Source organism: Pseudomonas imperatae (assembly GCF_057128625.1).
The window spans coordinates 1-16,904 of record NZ_JBSKHP010000013.1 but is presented as its reverse complement, the minus strand read 5'-3'; the positions used below and the strand labels follow the sequence as shown (position 1 = coordinate 16,904).

The window sequence follows — 16,904 nt, the reverse complement described above, 5'->3', positions numbered from 1 at the left end:
CCCTGGCGCGCTGACTAATAAATATAAGATGAGGCCACACCCATGACTGTCAACATCTCGCAGACCGAACCGGTACAGCAGTTCCTGAAAGAAGCCAGCGGCGTGTTCAACGACGCCGGCAACCCACGGGTGAAAACCCTGATCCACCGCATGCTCAAGGACTCGGTGAAAATCATCGAGGACCTGGAGGTCACCCCGGAAGAGTTCTGGGCCGCGGTGAATTACCTCAACGTGCTGGGCGCACGCCAGGAGGCCGGGCTGGTGGTGGCCGGCCTGGGCCTGGAACACTACATGGACCTGCAGCTGGATGCCCAGGACGAGGCCGCCGGCCAGTTGGGCGGCACCCCGCGCACCATCGAAGGCCCGCTGTACGTGGCCGGCGCGCCGCTGAGCCAGTACGAGGCGCGGCTGGACGACGGCAGCGACCCGGGCACCGTGCTGTTCATGCAGGGCCAGGTGAAAGATGTCGACGGCCAGCCGGTGCCCGGCGCCATCGTCGATGTGTGGCAGGCCAACACCGGCGGCACCTATTCGTATTTCGACCCGTCGCAGAGCGAGTTCAACCTGCGCCGCCGCATCCAGGCCGACGGCCAGGGCCGCTATCGTTTCCGCAGCATCGTGCCCTCGGGCTACGGCTGCCCGCCCGACGGTCCCACCCAGCAACTGCTCGACCAGCTGGGCCGCCATGGCCAGCGGCCGGCGCACATCCACTTCTTCATCTCGGCACCGGGCCATCGCCACCTGACCACGCAAATCAACCTGGCCGGCGACAAATACCTGTACGACGATTTCGCCTACGCCACCCGCGACGAATTGGTGGCCGAGATCCGCTTCAGTGAAGATCAGGTGCAGGCGCAGAAACATGGGGTGAGCGGCCGGTTCGCCGAGATCGACTTCGACTTCACCCTGCAGGCCAGCGAAGTGCCGAAGGCGCAGCAGCGCGGCGAGCGCGTGCGCGCGTTGGAGGATTGACGCACACACCGTAGGAGCCGACCTTGGTCGCGATGCAGGCACTGCGGTGTGCCAGGCGGGGCCTAATCGCGCGCAAGCGCGGCTCCTACCGGCATCATTGCGGGGTGAAAAAAAGGGCAGCCCGTGGGCTGCCCTTTTTCGCTTAGTGGTGCTCGCGCGTCGCGCGGAATTTCACGTCAGGCCAGCGCTCTTCCATCAGCGCCAGGTTCACCCGGGTAGGCGCCAGGTAGGTCATGTGACCACCGCCGTCCACCGCCAGGTTTTCCACGGCCTTGTTCTTGAATTCCTCGAATTTCTTCTTGTCGGCGCAATCAACCCAACGGGCCGACCACACGGTGATCGGCTCGTAGGAGCACTCCACCTTGTATTCTTCCTTCAGGCGGCTGGCCACCACGTCGAACTGCAGCACGCCCACGGCGCCCAGGATGATGTCGTTGCTGCGCTCGGGGAAGAACACCTGGGTGGCGCCCTCTTCGGCCAGCTGCTGCAGGCCCTGGCGCAGTTGCTTGGATTTCAGCGGGTCACGCAGGCGTACGCGGCGGAACAGCTCCGGGGCGAAGTGCGGGATACCGGTGAAGCCCAGGGCTTCGCCTTCGCTGAAGGTGTCGCCGATCTGGATGGTGCCGTGGTTGTGCAGGCCGATGATGTCGCCGGCGAACGCTTCTTCCAGCTGCTCACGCTCGGACGAGAAGAACGTCAGGGCGTCGCCGATGCGCAGGTCCTTGCCGGTGCGCACGTGGCGCATCTTCATGCCTTTCTCGTACTTGCCCGAGCAGATGCGCATGAACGCGATGCGGTCGCGGTGCTTGGGGTCCATGTTCGCCTGGATCTTGAACACGAAGCCGGTGAACTTCTCTTCCACCGGTTCCACGGTGCGCTCGTGGGCCACCCGGGCCAGCGGGCGCGGCGCCCAGTCGACAACGGCGTCGAGCACGTGGTCGACACCAAAGTTGCCCAAGGCGGTGCCGAAGAACACCGGGGTCATCTGGCCGTTCATGAACTCGTCCTGGTTGAAGGTGTGGCATGCGCCCTGCACCAGCTCCAGTTGGTCGACAAAACGGTCGTACTCGTCACCCAGGTGGGCGCGCGCTTCATCGGAGTCCAGCTTCTCGATGATCTTGGTCTCGGTGCGCTCGTGGCCGTGGCCTGGGGTGTAGACGATGATGTAGTCGCCGGCCAGGTGGTACACGCCCTTGAAGTCGCGGTAGCAACCGATCGGCCAGGTGATGGGCGCCGCCTTGATCTTCAGCACCGCCTCGATTTCGTCGAGCAGCTCGATCGGGTCGCGAATGTCACGGTCCAGCTTGTTGATGAAGCTGACGATAGGCGTGTCGCGCAGGCGGCACACGTCCATCAGGGCGATGGTCCGCGGCTCTACGCCCTTACCACCGTCGAGCACCATCAGCGCCGAGTCCACCGCGGTCAGGGTGCGGTAGGTGTCTTCGGAGAAGTCTTCGTGACCGGGGGTGTCGAGCAGGTTGACCATGTGGTCGCGATACGGGAACTGCATCACCGAGGTGGTGATGGAGATGCCGCGCTGCTTCTCCATCTCCATCCAGTCGGACGTGGCGTGACGGTCGGACTTGCGCGACTTCACGGTACCGGCCACGGCAATGGCCTTGCCCATCAGCAAGAGTTTCTCGGTGATGGTGGTTTTACCGGCGTCCGGGTGGGAAATGATGGCGAAAGTGCGGCGTTTCGCGACTTCGGCGGCCTGTTGGGTCATGGGAAATCGCCTGCGAGGTGATTCAAAAAAGGGCGCCGATTATAGCTGAACCCGGGCCGAGCTGGAACCATGCGTCCAACTCGCCCGTCGCCAGGGGCTCAGGCCGCGGCGGGTGCGGCCTGAGGCAACTTGTCGGTGGCGGCCTGCGGGCGGTACAGCATCACGTAGTAGGTGCCCAGGCAGATCAGCCAGCAGAAGATCGCCGCCCAGATGTTGTGCGACAGGAAGTGCGCGCCCTGGATCATGCGACCGATGGAGAACACCGTGCCCAGGCCAAAGGCGAACACCAGGCCGGCGCGGGCCATACGCGGGCGGCGGTCACGCAGCACGAAGAACAGCGAGAACAGGGTGAAACCGGTGGCCGCGTGGCCACCCGGCCAGCAGCGGCCCGGGCTGGAAGTGGCGGGGCGGTGCTCGAACAGTTTGCTGTAGGCCTGGGTGCCGCCGAACTCGGTCACGCTCCAGGGGCACTGCACGCCGGTCAGCGCTTTCAGCGGCGCGGTGTAGCTGGTGGACAGCGACATGGCCACCACCAGGCACGCCAGTTCACGGCGGATCGGCAGCAGGCCCTTGACCAGGAAGCTGGCCAGGTAACCCAGGGCGCCCAGCACGCCGATGGCGATCACCACGCGCTTGGCCTGGTCATGCAGCACGTTTTCCAGCCAGTAGCTGTGCCGGCCGGCGAACGCCTGCTGCACCGGGTCGTAGAACCACTGCTCGATCACCATGTCGATGTCGGTCAGTTCCAGCAGGCACAGGGCGATGGCGATGACGGCAGGAATGCCGAGGCCGATCCAGAGGTTCAACGGGCGTGACGTGGGTCGCGGCAAGGTAGGTAGCATTTTATTGGGTAGTCCACGAGCGGAAGAAGCGGCACCCGGAGCGTCGGGCGCCCAGGGTTCAAATGACGCAGGCGTGCGGCCCCATGGGCCGCGCGGCGTGGACTATACGCTTTTGACTGGTCAAAATTTCGTCAAAAACAGGCAGGCGATTGTAGTCGTGTTTTCCACGCCCGCCACACCGCTGGGTCAATTAAGGGTGGCCAAATGCTGCCGCAGATGGGAACCTTTTAATAAGCGGAGACGTCCACTCCCCTGATTCGACCATTCGTCAGGGTGTTGCAAGAACGGCAAGTCAGCCTGACGAGGCTGCGCTTATGGCGCGCATCGACGCTGTTTCCACAGCCGTCCGCGCGCTGCTTCTCGCGAACCCACCGTTGACCGCCAGGCATGGCTGTCGCCACCGACGGTGGGTGCGCCGACTGAAAAAATAGGAGTCCGCCTGTGGCTATTCGCTATGGCAAGGGGCTGATGGGGTGTGCGGCTGCCGTCGTCATCCTGGCCCTGCTGGTCCACTGGATCGGCATCAGTACCATCGAGCAGTACCAAGAAGATTTACTGTTTTACCTGCAAGCGCATCTGATCCTGGTAGTGGCCTCCATGGCCGCCGCACTGCTAGTGGGCATCCCCGCCGGCATTGCGCTCAGCCGACCGAACATGGTTGGCCGCGCCGAACGCTTCATGCAAATCTTCAACATCGGTAACACCGTCCCTCCCCTGGCCGTACTGGCCATCGCCCTGGGCATACTTGGCATCGGCAGCGGCCCGGCCATCTTCGCCCTGTTCCTCGCTTCCCTGTTGCCCATTGTGCGCAACACCTACGAAGGCCTGAAAAACGTTCAGGGCTCGCTCAAGGAAGCCGCCGTCGGCATCGGCATGACCCCGCGCCAAGTGCTGTTCCAGGTCGAACTGCCCAACGCCGTGCCCATCATTGTCGGTGGCGTGCGCGTGGCCCTGGCGATCAACGTCGGCACCGCGCCGCTGTCGTTCCTGATTGGCGCCAACAGCCTGGGCAGCCTGATCTTCCCCGGCATCGCCTTGAACAATCAGCCGCAACTGTTGCTGGGCGCCGCCTGCACGGCGTTGCTGGCATTGCTGCTGGACGGCCTGGTGTCGATGGCCAGCCGCCTGTGGCTGGAACGCGGCCTGACTCGCTGAGCGAAGGAAATCACATGAAAGTACCAAGCATGCTGCTGGGCCTGGCCCTGCTGTGCGCGGGCGCTGCCCACGCTGCGGAAAAACCGCTGGTGCGCCTCGGCGCCCGGGTGTTCACCGAACAGTCGGTGCTGGCCGCCATCACCGCGCAATACCTCGATTCGAAAGGCTACAACGTGCAGGTCACCAGTGGCCTGGGCAGCAACCTGGCGCGCAGCGCCCAGGAGACCAACCAGCTGGACATGGTGTGGGAATACACCGGCGTGTCGCTGGTGTCCTACAACCACGTGACCGAGAAACTCGACAGCGCCGCCACCTACCAGCGGGTCAAGGAACTCGACGCCAAGAAAGGTCTGGTGTGGCTGACCCCGTCGAAGTTCAGCAATACCTACGCCCTGGCCCTGCCGGAAAACATCGCCAAGGCCTACCCCCAGGTCAACACCATCAGCCAGCTGAACCAGGTGCTGCGCGATGAACCGAAAAAAGGCCACGTGCTGGCCCTGGACACCGAGTTCGCCAACCGCTCCGACGGCCTGGTGGGCCTGACCCAGACCTATGACCTGCAGTTCACCCGCCGCGATATTCGCCAGATGGACGCCGGCCTGGTCTACACCGCGCTGCGCAACGGCCAGGTGTTCACGGGGCTGGTGTACACCACCGACGGCCGCCTGAACGCCTTCCACCTCAAGCTGCTGGAAGACGACAAACACTACTTCCCCGACTACACCGCCGCGCCCGTGGTGCGCCGGGACTTCCTCGACGCCCACCCGGACCTGGCCGCCGACCTGAAACCGCTGGCCGAACTGCTGGACGACGAGACCATGCGCCAGCTCAACGCCAAGGTCGACGTGCAGCACCTGAGCCCGACCGCCGTGGCGGCCGAGTTCCTGCGTGACCACCCCGTGCCCGCCGCCGCGAAGGAGCAGCCATGAGTTTCCTCGATACCTTTTCCCACCTGGACTGGGCGCAGGTGCTGCACCTGACCGGCCAGCACATCGCCCTGGTGGGCGTGGCGGTGAGCCTGGCGATTCTGGTGGGCGTGCCCCTGGGCATCGTCATGACCCGCTTCCCCGCCGCCGCCGGGGTGATGCAGGCCAGCGCCACGGTGCTGCTGACCATCCCCTCCATCGCGCTGTTCGGCCTGCTGCTGCCCTTCTATTCGAAGTTCGGCCAGGGCCTGGGGCCGCTGCCGGCCATCACCGCGGTGTTCCTCTACTCGCTGCTGCCCATCATGCGCAACACCTACCTGGCGCTGACCGGCGTGGAGCCGGGCATCCGTGAGGCCGCGCGTGGCATCGGCATGACCTTCGGCCAGCGCCTGCGCATGGTCGAGCTGCCCATCGCGGTGCCGGTGATCCTGGCTGGCGTGCGCACCGCCGTGGTCATGAACATCGGCGTCATGACCATCGCCGCCACCATCGGTGCCGGCGGCCTGGGTGTACTTATCCTCACTTCCATCAGCCGCAGCGACATGTCGATGTTGATCGTCGGCGCCGTGCTGGTGAGCGTCCTGGCGATCATCGCCGACCTCTTCCTGCAATGGCTGCAACGCGCCCTGACTCCCAAAGGATTACTCAAATGATCGAACTCCAGAACCTGACCAAGACCTTCACCAGCAACGGCAAGGAAGTAAAGGCCGTGGACGCCGTGAGCCTGACCGTCAACGAAGGCGAGATTTGCGTGTTCCTGGGCCCGTCGGGCTGCGGCAAGAGCACCACGCTGAAAATGATCAACCGCCTGATCACGCCCACCTCGGGCAAGGTGCTGATCAACGGCGAGGACACCACCGGCCTTGACGAGGTGACCCTGCGCCGCAACATCGGCTACGTGATCCAGCAGATCGGCCTGTTCCCGAACATGACCATCGAGGAAAACATCACCGTGGTGCCGCGCCTGCTGGGCTGGGACAAGCAGAAATGCCACGAGCGCGCCCGCGAGCTGATGAGCATGATCAAGCTGGAGCCCAAGCAGTACCTGCACCGCTACCCGCGCGAACTGTCGGGCGGCCAGCAGCAGCGCATCGGCGTGATCCGCGCGCTGGCGGCAGATGCGCCGTTGCTGTTGATGGACGAGCCGTTCGGCGCGGTCGACCCGATCAACCGCGAGATGATCCAGAACGAGTTCTTCGAGATGCAGCGGGCGCTGAACAAGACCGTGATCATGGTCAGCCACGACATCGACGAGGCCATCAAGCTGGGCGACAAGATCGCCATCTTCCGTGCCGGCAAGCTGCTGCAGATCGACCACCCGGACACCCTGCTGGCGCACCCGGTGGACGACTTCGTCAGCAACTTCGTGGGCCAGGACAGCACCCTCAAGCGCCTGCTGCTGGTGAAGGCCGAGGACGCCGCCGACAACGCGCCGTCGGTCAGCCCGCAGACGCCGGTGGCCGATGCCCTGGAGCTGATGGACGAGCACGACCGCCGCTACGTGGTCATGACCGACGCCCAGAATAAAGCCATGGGCTACGTGCGCCGCCGCGACCTGCACCGCCAGCAGGGCACCTGCCAGGATTACCTGCGCCCGTTCAACGCCACCGCCGCCTACGACGAGCACCTGCGCATCCTGCTGTCGCGCATGTACGAGTTCAACCGCGCGTGGCTGCCGGTGCTCAATGCCGAAAACGTATTCCTGGGTGAGGTGACCCAGGAATCCATCGCGGCGTACCTGAGCTCGGGCCGCTCGCGGGGGATGAAGACCAACATCGTGTCGCCGGCGGAGTTGGTGGAGCAAACCCCAGCCTGATTGGCAGGTAAATGTGCGGTGGCCTCATCGCGACCAAGGTCGGCTCCTACCACGGTTGGCGTAGGAGCCGGCCTTGGCCGCGATGAAGGCGACACCGACGCCAATCAGAACCCGACACTGGCCTGCACATAGAACGTCCGCGGTTCACCCAGGTAGATGCCCGAATTGTTGTCGCTGGAACGGGTGAAGTACTGGCGGTCGAACAGGTTGCGCACCCCGGCGCCCAGCTTCAGGTTCGACAGCTGCTGGCCGAAGTCATACCCCCCGCGCACCTGCCAGGTCACGTAGCCGGGCATATCCCCATACTGGCCATCGGCACTGGGCTGGGTGATGTAGTTGCCGTTGAAGCTGCCATCGGCGTTCATGCCGGTGCCCGGCGCGCGCTGCTTCGATTGGGCGAAGGCGTCGAGGTTCCAGGTCCAGCGGTTCACTTCATAGCGCAACCCGGCGGTCGCCACCTGGCGTGAGTAGAACGGCAGGTCGCGGCCCTTGAAGCCCGGGATATCGCCCTGATAAGTGGCGCGGGTGTAGGTGAACCCGGCGTTGGCGCTCAGGCCATCCAGGCGTGGGTCCAGAGCGGCCAGGTCGTAGTGCGCCGAGGCCTCGATGCCCTGGTGCTGGGTGGCGCCCAGGTTGGTCCAGCCGATGTCGTTGCTGATGTACTGCAACTCGTGGTCGAAGTCGATGTAGAACGCCGTCAGCTCGCCACCCCAGGTGCCGTCGTCATAGCGCGTGCCGATCTCGTAGGTCTTGGCCTTCTCGGCTTCCAGGCCGCTGGCGGTCTGGTTGCCGATGCCGCCCTGGGCCAGCTGGAAGTACTGCAGGCTGCCGAACGAGGTCTCGTAGTTGGCGAACAGCTTCCAGGCATCCGACAGGTGATACATCACGCTCAGCGCCGGCAACGGTTCGTTGCTCTCGACGCTGCGGTCCTTCGCCTGCACGCGCACGCCGTTGGTGCCGAGCACCGGGCGCTCGTGCCAGTCGGTGCTGATGTGCTCGAAGCGCACGCCGGGGGTGATGGTCCAGTTGCCGACGTCGATCTTGTCGTCGATGTAGAACGCGGTGGCCTCGGTGCCGCCGGTGCGGTCCTGGGAAATATGGCCGTCGGAAGTCGGGGTGACCGTGGGCGTGTTGTCGATCAGCGCCAGGCGGCTGCTCTGTTCGTGCATGGCCTCCTTCAGGTAGCGCACGCCAATGCTGGCCTCCTGGCTGACGCTGTCGCCGATGAACAGGTGCGACAGCCGCGGCTCCACGGCGAAGGTGTGGTAGCTGCGCGGGTAGGACGACAGGGTTTTCTGGTCGCGGGCGGCGATGGTGCTGCCGCGGAAGCTGTCGGTGTAGTAGGTCAGCACTTCCAGCTGGGTGGCGTCGTCGATCTGGTGCAGCCACTTCAGCGAGACGTCCTTGCGGCGGCCGGTGAAGTTGTCGTAGTCGCGGTCGGACTGGTACGGGTTGTGGTCGTACTGGGCCTGGGTGAGGCCGCCGGGCATGTCGGCACGGGCGTCGTAGTAGTGGAAGTTCAGCGACAGCTCGTCGCTGTCGGTCAGCGCCCAGTGGGTCTTGAACAGCACGTCGTCGATGTCGTTGCCGTTGTTGCTGCTGCGGTAGCCGTTGCCGTTCACCCCGGTGTACAGCAGGGCTGCACCCAGGCCGTTGTCGGCGGTGCCGCCGAGGAACGTCGACTCGGTGTGCTTCCAGCCGCCGTGGGCCGAGGTTTCCAGGGTGGTGCTGACGTCACCGCTGAAGTCCTTGGGGATGGCGCGGGTGACGAAGTTGATCACCCCGCCGACGTTCTGCGGCCCGTAGCGCACGGAACCGGCGCCGCGCACCACGTCGATACTGTCGAGGTTGCCGGCGGAAATCGGCGCCATGGACAGCTGCGGCTGGCCGTAGGGGGCGAACGCCGCAGGCACGCCATCGATCATCACCGTGGAGCGCGGCGACAGCCGCGAGGTCAGGCCGCGCACGCCAACGTTGAGGGAAATGTCGCTGCCACCGGTGCCGTTGGAGTCCTGCACCTGCACGCCGGGGATGCCGCGCAGCACGTCGCGCACGTTCATCGCGCCCTGCTCCACCATGGCTTCGCGGCGCACCACGGTGCGCGCGCCGGGGTGGTTCTGCACCACGGTCTTGTCGGCGTCGCCCAGCCAGTCGCCCACCACTTTCACGTCGGTGGGCGCCAGCTCGACGCTGCCTGTGGCGGCGGTCGGCTGGGCGGCGTGCAGCACCGCGCTGCCCTGGTTGATCTCATAGGTCAGCCCGCTGCCTGCCAGCAGCGCCTTCAGGGCCTGCTCGGGCGCCAGGTTGCCGGCGACGGCCGGGGCCTGCTTGCCAGCCACAAGGTCGGGGCTGAAGAACAGTTGCAGCGCGGTCTGCCGCCCCAGCTGGTTCAGCGCCGCGGCCAGGGGCTGGGCCTGGATCTGCACGCTGACCGGTGCCTGGTCGGCAAACGCCAGGGGGGCGACACTGCCGAAGGTAATGGCCAGCAGGCCCAGGGTTAACGCATTGAGCTTGTTGTTGTTCACGTCGTGGCTTGTCCTGAAGTTACAGTTGGCCAGGAAGACGAACCAGGGCAAAAAAACCTGAATCAGCGCGCGATAATTTCTGCCGAACCGTCGGCCAGGGTGCGCACGCTCACCGGCAGGATGCTCGGCAAGGCGCGCAGCAGGGCATCGGTGTCATCGGCCTTGAACACGCTGCTCAGGCGCAGGTGGGCGGCCTTGCCGCTGACGTGCAGCGGTTGCTGGCGGTAGCGGGACACTTCGCGCACCACCTCGCTCAGCGGCGCGGCGCTGAACACCAGCTTGCCGCTGCGCCAGGCAGTGAGGTCGGCGGTGTTCACCGGGGCGGCCGGGCTCACCTGGCCGTCCTCGCCAATGCGCGAACCCAGGCCTGCAGTCAGCACCACCGGCGCGGCATGGCCCTGCACCCGCACGGTGCCGGACTCCACCGCCACCTGCACCTGGTCGGGGTCGCGGCGCACGTCGAAGCGCGTGCCAGTGACCGTCACCGTGCCGGCGCCAGCACTCACCACGAACGGCCGCAACGGGTCATGGGCGACGCTGAACATGGCCTCGCCTTCCTGCAGCGTGACCTGCCGCTGGCCGTCGACGAAGCTCACCGACAAGCGCGTGCGGCTGTTGAGCTCCAGGTGCGAGCCGTCCGGCAGGTCGAACTGCCGCCGCTCGCCCAGCACCGTGGCGAACTGGCCCTGGTAGGCCGGGTCGTGGCGCAGCTGGGTGAACCAGCCCAGCCATACCGCAGCCGCGACAATACTGGCCGCCACCACGTAGCGAATGGCCTGGTGCCCGCGCAGGTGCTTGAGCGCGCGCATCATGTAGCGCTCCACCATGTTGCGGCTCAGGCCCATGCGCTCGGCGATCTCGGCCTGGCTCAGGCCCTCCAGCTTCTGCCAGACGAACACCTTGCGGCAGTTGGGCGGCAGCTCGTCCAGCGCCTTTTCCACAGCGTCGGCCAGCTGCACCGCCTGCACGAACGCTTCGGGGTCGGCGCCGGCGGCCGCGTCGGGCGCCAGCGCCAGGCTCTCCAGCGCGGCGCGCCGGTCTTCGCGGCGGTAGCCATCCACGGCGATGTTGCGCGCGGCCTGATGCAGGTAGGCACGTGGCTGCTGCACCTCCGCGGCCGGGGTTTCCAGCACGCGCACAAAGGCGTCGTGGGTCAGGTCCTCGGCGCGCGCACGGTCGCGCAGGCGGCGCGTCCAGGCGCCCAGCAGCTCCTGATAATGCTCGAGAAAACCGGGGTGGCCGCGCAGCTTGGAGGTCATGGTCGGCAGCTACTGAGGGGAGAGAGGGCGCGAATGGTAATGGTTACCATTAATGTATTGCAACTGTTACAGAGTGCCGTCCGCTGAGTGACAGACGACGCGCCGAAGTGGCAGGGACGCCACTTCGACGGGGCATTGACCTACCCGTGATCAATGGTCGTCATTGTGCTCCTTGCCCAGTTGCTGGATGTGCAAGGTGAGCTCCATGGCGGGGCCTGACTCGTCATTGACGTAGCAGTACCAGCTGCGGTGGGCGTCGTAGCGTTTGTAGGGCTTGAGCGTGCGGCCGTGGCGGGTTTCGATACGGACGTTGTCCAGCCGGCCATTTTTCAGCACCTCCAGGATAGGTTGTGGCTGGCCGTCGGCGAATATATAAGGTTGCCACAGCATCTCGGGCGTGGGCTTCAACGGATACAGGGCGATGTAGCCGCCGCTGCTGAAGCCGAAACGCTGGCCGATGCTGTTGAAGCGTCGCCCTTGGCCGTAGGTGTAGGAACGGATGTCATAGCCGGCGTAGCCCTTTTCGTCGTAGAAGCAGTCGAACTGGAACAGGTGGCGCTCACCTTCGGGGTAATTGGTCACGGTCAGCCATTCAACTGACTTGCGCCGCTCCTGCCCTGGCCCGTCCAGCAGAATTTCCGCGCAGTCCCAATGCCCTTCGAAATGTGGCGTCTGGCACTTGACCTCGGCCACGAACGATTTTTCTCGATTGATCCAACCCATGTCGATAGTTCCCTGTGCTTGCGCACGCAGTGTTTTGGCGTCGGGCGGCTTGCCCGGCGTTGCTGTGGAGCGGGGGCCAGTGTGGGCATCCTGGCGGGCGATAGTCAGCGTGAAACGTCTCCCGCCGGCCAAACACCGGGAACATCAGGCTGTCATGTGGGTCGGTTACTAAAGAGGTGAAAAGGACGCCACGACGAACGCGTGTAAAAACGCGACATTTTTAGTTGATCTTGAGCCCCTCACGTCCTAAAGTTCGCGCCGACCGTCCATGCTGGAAACGATCCATCCGGCTCAAGTACTGACGACGAGACAGCAAGGCCATGAGGAAGCATGCTTCCAGTGGCCTTTTTGCTTTCGGCGACATGCCTTGGGAAGTAGGCGAACCAAAGTGGGGATACGGAGGGCGGTCAAGAGAGGTGTGCACCGGGTGCCACCTTCACCCATGAATATTTTCAACGTTTGCCAGCAGGAGTCCCCAGCATGTCGATCCAGGTCGAAGACTATTTCGCGCGCGAAACCTTCCAGAAAATGAAGGCGTTCGCCGACAAGCAAGAAACCCCTTTCGTACTCATCGACACCCAGATGATCAGCCAGGCCTACGACGACCTGCGCGCCGGCTTCGAATTCGCCAAGGTGTACTACGCGGTCAAGGCCAACCCTGCGGTCGAAATCATCGACCTGCTGCGTGACAAGGGTTCGAGCTTCGACATCGCCTCCATCTACGAGCTGGACAAGGTCATGGGCCAGGGCGTCGGTCCTGAGCGCATCAGCTACGGCAACACCATCAAGAAGTCCAAGGACATCCGCTACTTCTACGAGAAGGGCGTGCGCCTGTTCGCCACCGACTCCGAAGCCGACCTGCGCAACATCGCCAAGGCCGCCCCGGGTTCGAAAGTCTACGTGCGTATCCTCACCGAAGGCTCGACCACTGCCGACTGGCCCCTGTCGCGCAAGTTCGGCTGCCAGACCGACATGGCCATGGACCTGCTGATCCTGGCCCGTGACCTGGGCCTGGTGCCGTACGGCATCTCCTTCCACGTGGGTTCGCAGCAGCGCGACATCAGCGTGTGGGACGCCGCCATCGCCAAGGTGAAGGTGATCTTCGAGCGCCTGAAGGAAGAAGACGGTATCCACCTGAAGCTGATCAACATGGGTGGCGGCTTCCCGGCCAACTACATCACCCGTACCAACAGCCTGGAAACCTACGCTGAAGAAATCATCCGCTTCCTGAAGGAAGACTTCGGCGACGACCTGCCGGAAATCATCCTGGAGCCGGGCCGTTCGCTGATCGCCAACGCCGGTATCCTGGTGAGCGAAGTGGTACTGGTTGCCCGCAAGTCGCGTACCGCCGTCGAGCGTTGGGTATACACCGACGTGGGCAAATTCAGCGGCCTGATCGAAACCATGGACGAAGCCATCAAGTTCCCGATCTGGACCGAGAAGAAAGGCGAAGTGGAAGAAGTGGTCATCGCCGGCCCGACCTGCGACAGCGCCGACATCATGTACGAAAACTACAAGTACGGCCTGCCACTGAACCTGGCCATCGGTGACCGCCTGTACTGGCTGTCCACCGGCGCCTACACCACCAGCTACAGCGCCGTGGAATTCAACGGCTTCCCGCCGCTGAAGTCGTTCTACATCTAAGCGTTTGCGGCAATGAAGAAGCCCGGGCCATGTGCCCGGGCTTTTTTTTGGGGGGGGTATGACGCGGCCTGCGGCCGCTGCTACGGAGATCTGCGTAGCCGCGTCCCTCAGGCATTCAACGCCGCGGCCTTTGCCGCGTAGGCCTGCGCCATCGCCCGCACGCGCGCGTCATTGGCCTGCAACAACGCCGGCCCGCTCACCCGCAGGAAGTTCAGGTTGCCGCCCTCCAGCGCCCGCTGCAGCCAGTGCAGCGCCTCGTCCACCCTGCCCGCCTCGGCCAGCACCGCCGCGTGGCTGAACTGCCCGCGAAAATCCCCGGCCTCGGCCGAACGCCGGTACCAGTCATGGGCCTGGGCCACGTCGGCTGCGCAGGCCATGCCATTTTCCAGGTAGCGCCCCAGCAGGTTCATCGACTTGGCGTGGCCCATCAGCGCCGCGCGCCGGTAGCAGACCAGCGCCAGTTCATGGTCCAGGGCCACGCCACGGCCGGTGCCCAGCAGGTTGGCGTAGTTGTACAGCGCCCAATCCAGCCCAGCGGCGGCCGCTTCGCGGTAATGCAGCGCCGCCTGCCCGGCATCCGCCGCACCGCCCCAGCCATGCTCACAGCAGCGCCCGAGCATGTTGCGCGCCATCAGGTGGCCGCCGTTGGCGGCAATCTCGAACCAGGTGCGCGCCAGCGCCGGGTCGCGTTCGATGCCCTGGCCGTCGAGCAGGATCTGCCCCAGCAGCGCCTGGGCATCGACGATGCCGGCGCGGGCCGCGGTCAGGATGGCCTGGGCGGCGCGCGCCGGGTTGGCATCGAGCATGGCGCTCAGGCGCTCGGCGTCGAGGATCTCTGCGCGGCGCAGCTCGAAGCCCATGTCAGACGTCCACCCAGCGGCGCAGCAGGTTGTGGTAGGTGCCGGTCAGGCGCACCAGCGACGGGTGGTCGGGCACGTCGCGGCTCAGGCTCTGGATGGCGCCGTCCATCTCGAACAGCAGCGCGCGCTGGCTGTCCTCGCGCACCAGGCTCTGGGTCCAGAAGAATGAGGCGAAACGGGTGCCGCGGGTGACGGCGTTGACCTTGTGCAGGCTGGTGCCGGGGTACAGCACCAGGTCGCCGGCCGGCAGCTTGACCCGCTGGGTGCCGTAGGTGTCCTGGATTTCAAGCTCGCCGCCGTCGTACTCGTCGGGGTCGCTGAAGAACAGCGTTGAGGACAGGTCGGTGCGCACCCGCTCCGGGTTGCCGCGGGCCTGGCGCACGGCGTTGTCGATGTGGAAATCGAAATTGCCACCGGCCGTGTAACAGTTCAGCAACGGTGGGAACACCTTGTGCGGTAACGCCGCTGACATGAACAGCGGGTTCTGCCACAGGCGCTCCAGCATCGCCGCGCCGATTTCCACCGCCAGCGGGTGCCCCTCGGGCAGCTGCAGATTGTGCTTGGCCTTGGCCGACTGGTGCCCGGCGGTGATCTTGCCGTCTGCCCAGTCCGCCTGTTCCAGGGCCTGGCGAATGCGCGCTACCTCCTCAGGGGAGAATATTCCGGGGATGTGCAGCAGCATGGCAAAGGCACCTGAAAACGTGAGGGCGCTAATGGTATTGATTCTTATTGACTGTGTACAACTGTCTGACGTACGAAATTGTAAAAACCGTAAGCAAAATGTGTAAAGAATGTAAATTCAGTGCGGATAGCACCGTGTCGCAATTGATACCTAATTTCATTTACCCTACATTCCGCCGCCTCGAACACCTTGGGGAAGGCCAAAAACAATGTCACGCCAACACGTTTATGTTCCTGTCAGCTCGCCACGCCTGCTGGTTTCCGCCATCGGCATGGCGCTGGGCGCCGCTTCGGTCGCGCAGTTCGCACAAGCCGCCGAAGACACCGACGCCAAGCAGACCGGCGCCATTTCGCTGGGCGCCACCAGCATCACCGGCGAGGCGCAAGAGCCTTCCTACCAGACCACCAAGTCGGCTTCGAGCAAATACACCGCACCGCTGACCGACACCCCACGCTCGGTCACCGTGATCCCGCAGCAGGTGATCAAGGACACTGCCGCCACCTCGCTGCAGGACGCCCTGCGCACCGTGCCCGGCATCACCTTCGGCGCCGGCGAAGGCGGCAACCCCCAAGGCGACCGCCCGTTCATCCGCGGCTTCGACGCCCAGGGCGACACCTACCTGGACGGCGTACGTGACACCGGCGCGCAGACCCGCGAGATCTTCGACATCGAGTCGGTGGAAGTCAGCAAGGGTCCGAACTCGGCGTTCGGCGGCCGCGGCTCGGCCGGCGGCAGCATCAACCTGGTGAGCAAGCTGCCCCAGGACCGTGACTTCCTTGACGGCGGCTTCACCTACGGCTCCGACCAGACCCGCCGCTACACCCTGGACGTGAACCGCAAGTTCCTCGACACCGCGGCCTTCCGCCTGAACCTGATGAGCCACGAGCAGAACGTGGCCGGCCGCGACGCGGTGAACTACGACCGTTGGGGCGTGGCACCGTCGGTGACCTTCGGCCTGGGCACCGAAAACCGCCTGAACCTCAGCTACTACCACGTGGAAAGCAACGACCTGCCGGACTCGGGCATTCCGTACGGCTACAGCTCCTCCACCGCCACCGCCCACGTGCACGACAAGCCTACCGACGGCGGCGACAGCAACAACTTCTACGGCCTGAAGGACCGCGACTTCCGCAAGACCCGCGCCGACATCAGCACCATCGCCTTCGAACACGACTTCAGCGACACCATGACGCTGAAGAATACCCTGCGCCACGGCAACACCGGCCAGGACTACATCCTGACCCAGCCAGACGACAGCCAGAAGAACGTCAACAAATACGGCACCGTGTGGCGCCGCGCCAACGCCCGGGTCAGCACCACCGAGACCACCACCAACCAGACCGACCTGTTTGGCGAGTTCAACGTGCTGGGGTTCAAGAACAGCTACTCCACCGGTGTCGAGTTCACCCGTGAAGAAAGCAAGGTCAGCGGCTACGCCTTCAGCAACCCGGCCAACACCAACCCGACCGCTGCCTCGCCAGGTGGCGTGGGTTGCCAGCCAGGCGAAACCTACGGCGGCACCTGCACCTCGCTGAGCAACCCGAACCCCGATGACGCCTACACCGGTACCATCACCCGCAGCCACGCCAGCGATGTCGACACCGTGGCCAACACCCGCGCCATCTATGCCTTCGACACCATCGAGCTGGACCCGCAATGGCTGCTGAACCTGGGCGCGCGCTACGACAGCTTCCGTACCAGAGTGTGTAAAAACACTTTCAAGTTGCTGGTGAGTTAGCCCATGGCTTCTGGTCGTTGCGATATTCCAAGCGTT

General features: G+C 64.7%; 13 protein-coding genes and 1 pseudogene. 7 read left to right on the top strand and 7 right to left on the bottom strand.

The genetic code is table 11. The annotated features are described in order from the left end of the window. Nucleotides 1-42 precede the first annotated feature (42 nt). On the top strand, nucleotides 43-972 hold the full coding sequence (gene catA, locus ACWKWX_RS17450) for a catechol 1,2-dioxygenase (protein WP_416422467.1): 930 nt from the start codon (nucleotides 43-45) through the stop codon (nucleotides 970-972). A 142-nt stretch (nucleotides 973-1,114) separates the two neighbouring features. Here catA and ACWKWX_RS17445 read toward each other — a convergent pair whose 3' ends face one another. Continuing rightward, nucleotides 1,115-2,698 (bottom strand): peptide chain release factor 3, encoded by a 1,584-nt coding sequence (locus tag ACWKWX_RS17445; protein WP_416422466.1) that lies wholly within the window; start codon nucleotides 2,696-2,698, stop codon nucleotides 1,115-1,117. A 98-nt stretch (nucleotides 2,699-2,796) separates the two neighbouring features. Next, nucleotides 2,797-3,540, bottom strand: coding sequence for a phosphatase PAP2 family protein (locus ACWKWX_RS17440; protein ID WP_483828449.1), 744 nt, complete (start codon nucleotides 3,538-3,540; stop codon nucleotides 2,797-2,799). 468 nt (nucleotides 3,541-4,008) lie between these two features. On the opposite strand from ACWKWX_RS17440, the gene ACWKWX_RS17435 reads away from it, so the two are divergent. From ACWKWX_RS17435 to ACWKWX_RS17420, 4 genes are read left to right on the top strand one after another with little or no spacing between them, the layout of a single operon-like run. Continuing rightward, on the top strand, nucleotides 4,009-4,695 hold the full coding sequence (locus tag ACWKWX_RS17435) for an ABC transporter permease (RefSeq protein ID WP_416427535.1): 687 nt from the start codon (nucleotides 4,009-4,011) through the stop codon (nucleotides 4,693-4,695). Nucleotides 4,696-4,709: 14 nt separating this feature from the next. Next, a complete protein-coding gene (locus tag ACWKWX_RS17430) occupies nucleotides 4,710-5,624 on the top strand; it encodes a glycine betaine ABC transporter substrate-binding protein (RefSeq protein WP_416422464.1) in 915 nt (304 codons plus the stop codon). Then, the gene (locus ACWKWX_RS17425) at nucleotides 5,621-6,274 is read left to right on the top strand and encodes an ABC transporter permease (RefSeq protein ID WP_416422463.1); all 654 of its coding nucleotides are present in this window, start codon (nucleotides 5,621-5,623) and stop codon (nucleotides 6,272-6,274) included. Before ACWKWX_RS17430 ends, ACWKWX_RS17425 begins: the two co-directional genes overlap by 4 nt. Then, nucleotides 6,271-7,437 carry an osmoprotectant ABC transporter ATP-binding protein OsmV gene (locus ACWKWX_RS17420; protein ID WP_416422462.1) on the top strand — a complete coding sequence of 389 codons (1,167 nt, stop codon included), beginning with the start codon at nucleotides 6,271-6,273 and terminating at the stop codon, nucleotides 7,435-7,437. Before ACWKWX_RS17425 ends, ACWKWX_RS17420 begins: the two co-directional genes overlap by 4 nt. Before the next feature lie 104 nt (nucleotides 7,438-7,541). Here the strand turns inward: ACWKWX_RS17420 and ACWKWX_RS17415 are convergent, their stop codons facing one another. The 3 genes from ACWKWX_RS17415 to ACWKWX_RS17405 form a co-directional block, all read right to left on the bottom strand. Further along, nucleotides 7,542-9,962, bottom strand: a complete 2,421-nt coding sequence (locus tag ACWKWX_RS17415) for a TonB-dependent siderophore receptor (protein ID WP_483828448.1) — start codon at nucleotides 9,960-9,962, stop codon at nucleotides 7,542-7,544. A 62-nt stretch (nucleotides 9,963-10,024) separates the two neighbouring features. Next, nucleotides 10,025-11,221 carry a sigma-70 family RNA polymerase sigma factor gene (locus ACWKWX_RS17410; protein WP_483828447.1) on the bottom strand — a complete coding sequence of 399 codons (1,197 nt, stop codon included), beginning with the start codon at nucleotides 11,219-11,221 and terminating at the stop codon, nucleotides 10,025-10,027. Nucleotides 11,222-11,371: 150 nt separating this feature from the next. Further along, nucleotides 11,372-11,944, bottom strand: coding sequence for a hypothetical protein (locus ACWKWX_RS17405; protein ID WP_483828446.1), 573 nt, complete (start codon nucleotides 11,942-11,944; stop codon nucleotides 11,372-11,374). Between the two features lie 480 nt (nucleotides 11,945-12,424). Between ACWKWX_RS17405 and ACWKWX_RS17400 the strand changes: the two genes are divergently transcribed. Next, entirely contained in the window at nucleotides 12,425-13,588 is a 1,164-nt protein-coding gene (locus tag ACWKWX_RS17400) for a type III PLP-dependent enzyme (protein WP_158152702.1), read from the top strand. Nucleotides 13,589-13,695: 107 nt separating this feature from the next. On the opposite strand, the gene ACWKWX_RS17395 is transcribed toward ACWKWX_RS17400, so the two are convergent. After that, nucleotides 13,696-14,448, bottom strand: a complete 753-nt coding sequence (locus tag ACWKWX_RS17395; protein WP_483828445.1) for a tetratricopeptide repeat protein — start codon at nucleotides 14,446-14,448, stop codon at nucleotides 13,696-13,698. A 1-nt stretch (nucleotide 14,449) separates the two neighbouring features. Further along, nucleotides 14,450-15,130 (bottom strand): Fe2+-dependent dioxygenase, encoded by a 681-nt coding sequence (locus tag ACWKWX_RS17390; RefSeq protein ID WP_483828444.1) that lies wholly within the window; start codon nucleotides 15,128-15,130, stop codon nucleotides 14,450-14,452. Nucleotides 15,131-15,338: 208 nt separating this feature from the next. Here ACWKWX_RS17390 and ACWKWX_RS17385 point away from each other — a divergent pair. Further along, nucleotides 15,339-16,844: pseudogene (locus ACWKWX_RS17385) on the top strand (TonB-dependent receptor); the annotation flags it as partial. Nucleotides 16,845-16,904: the final 60 nt, after the last annotated feature.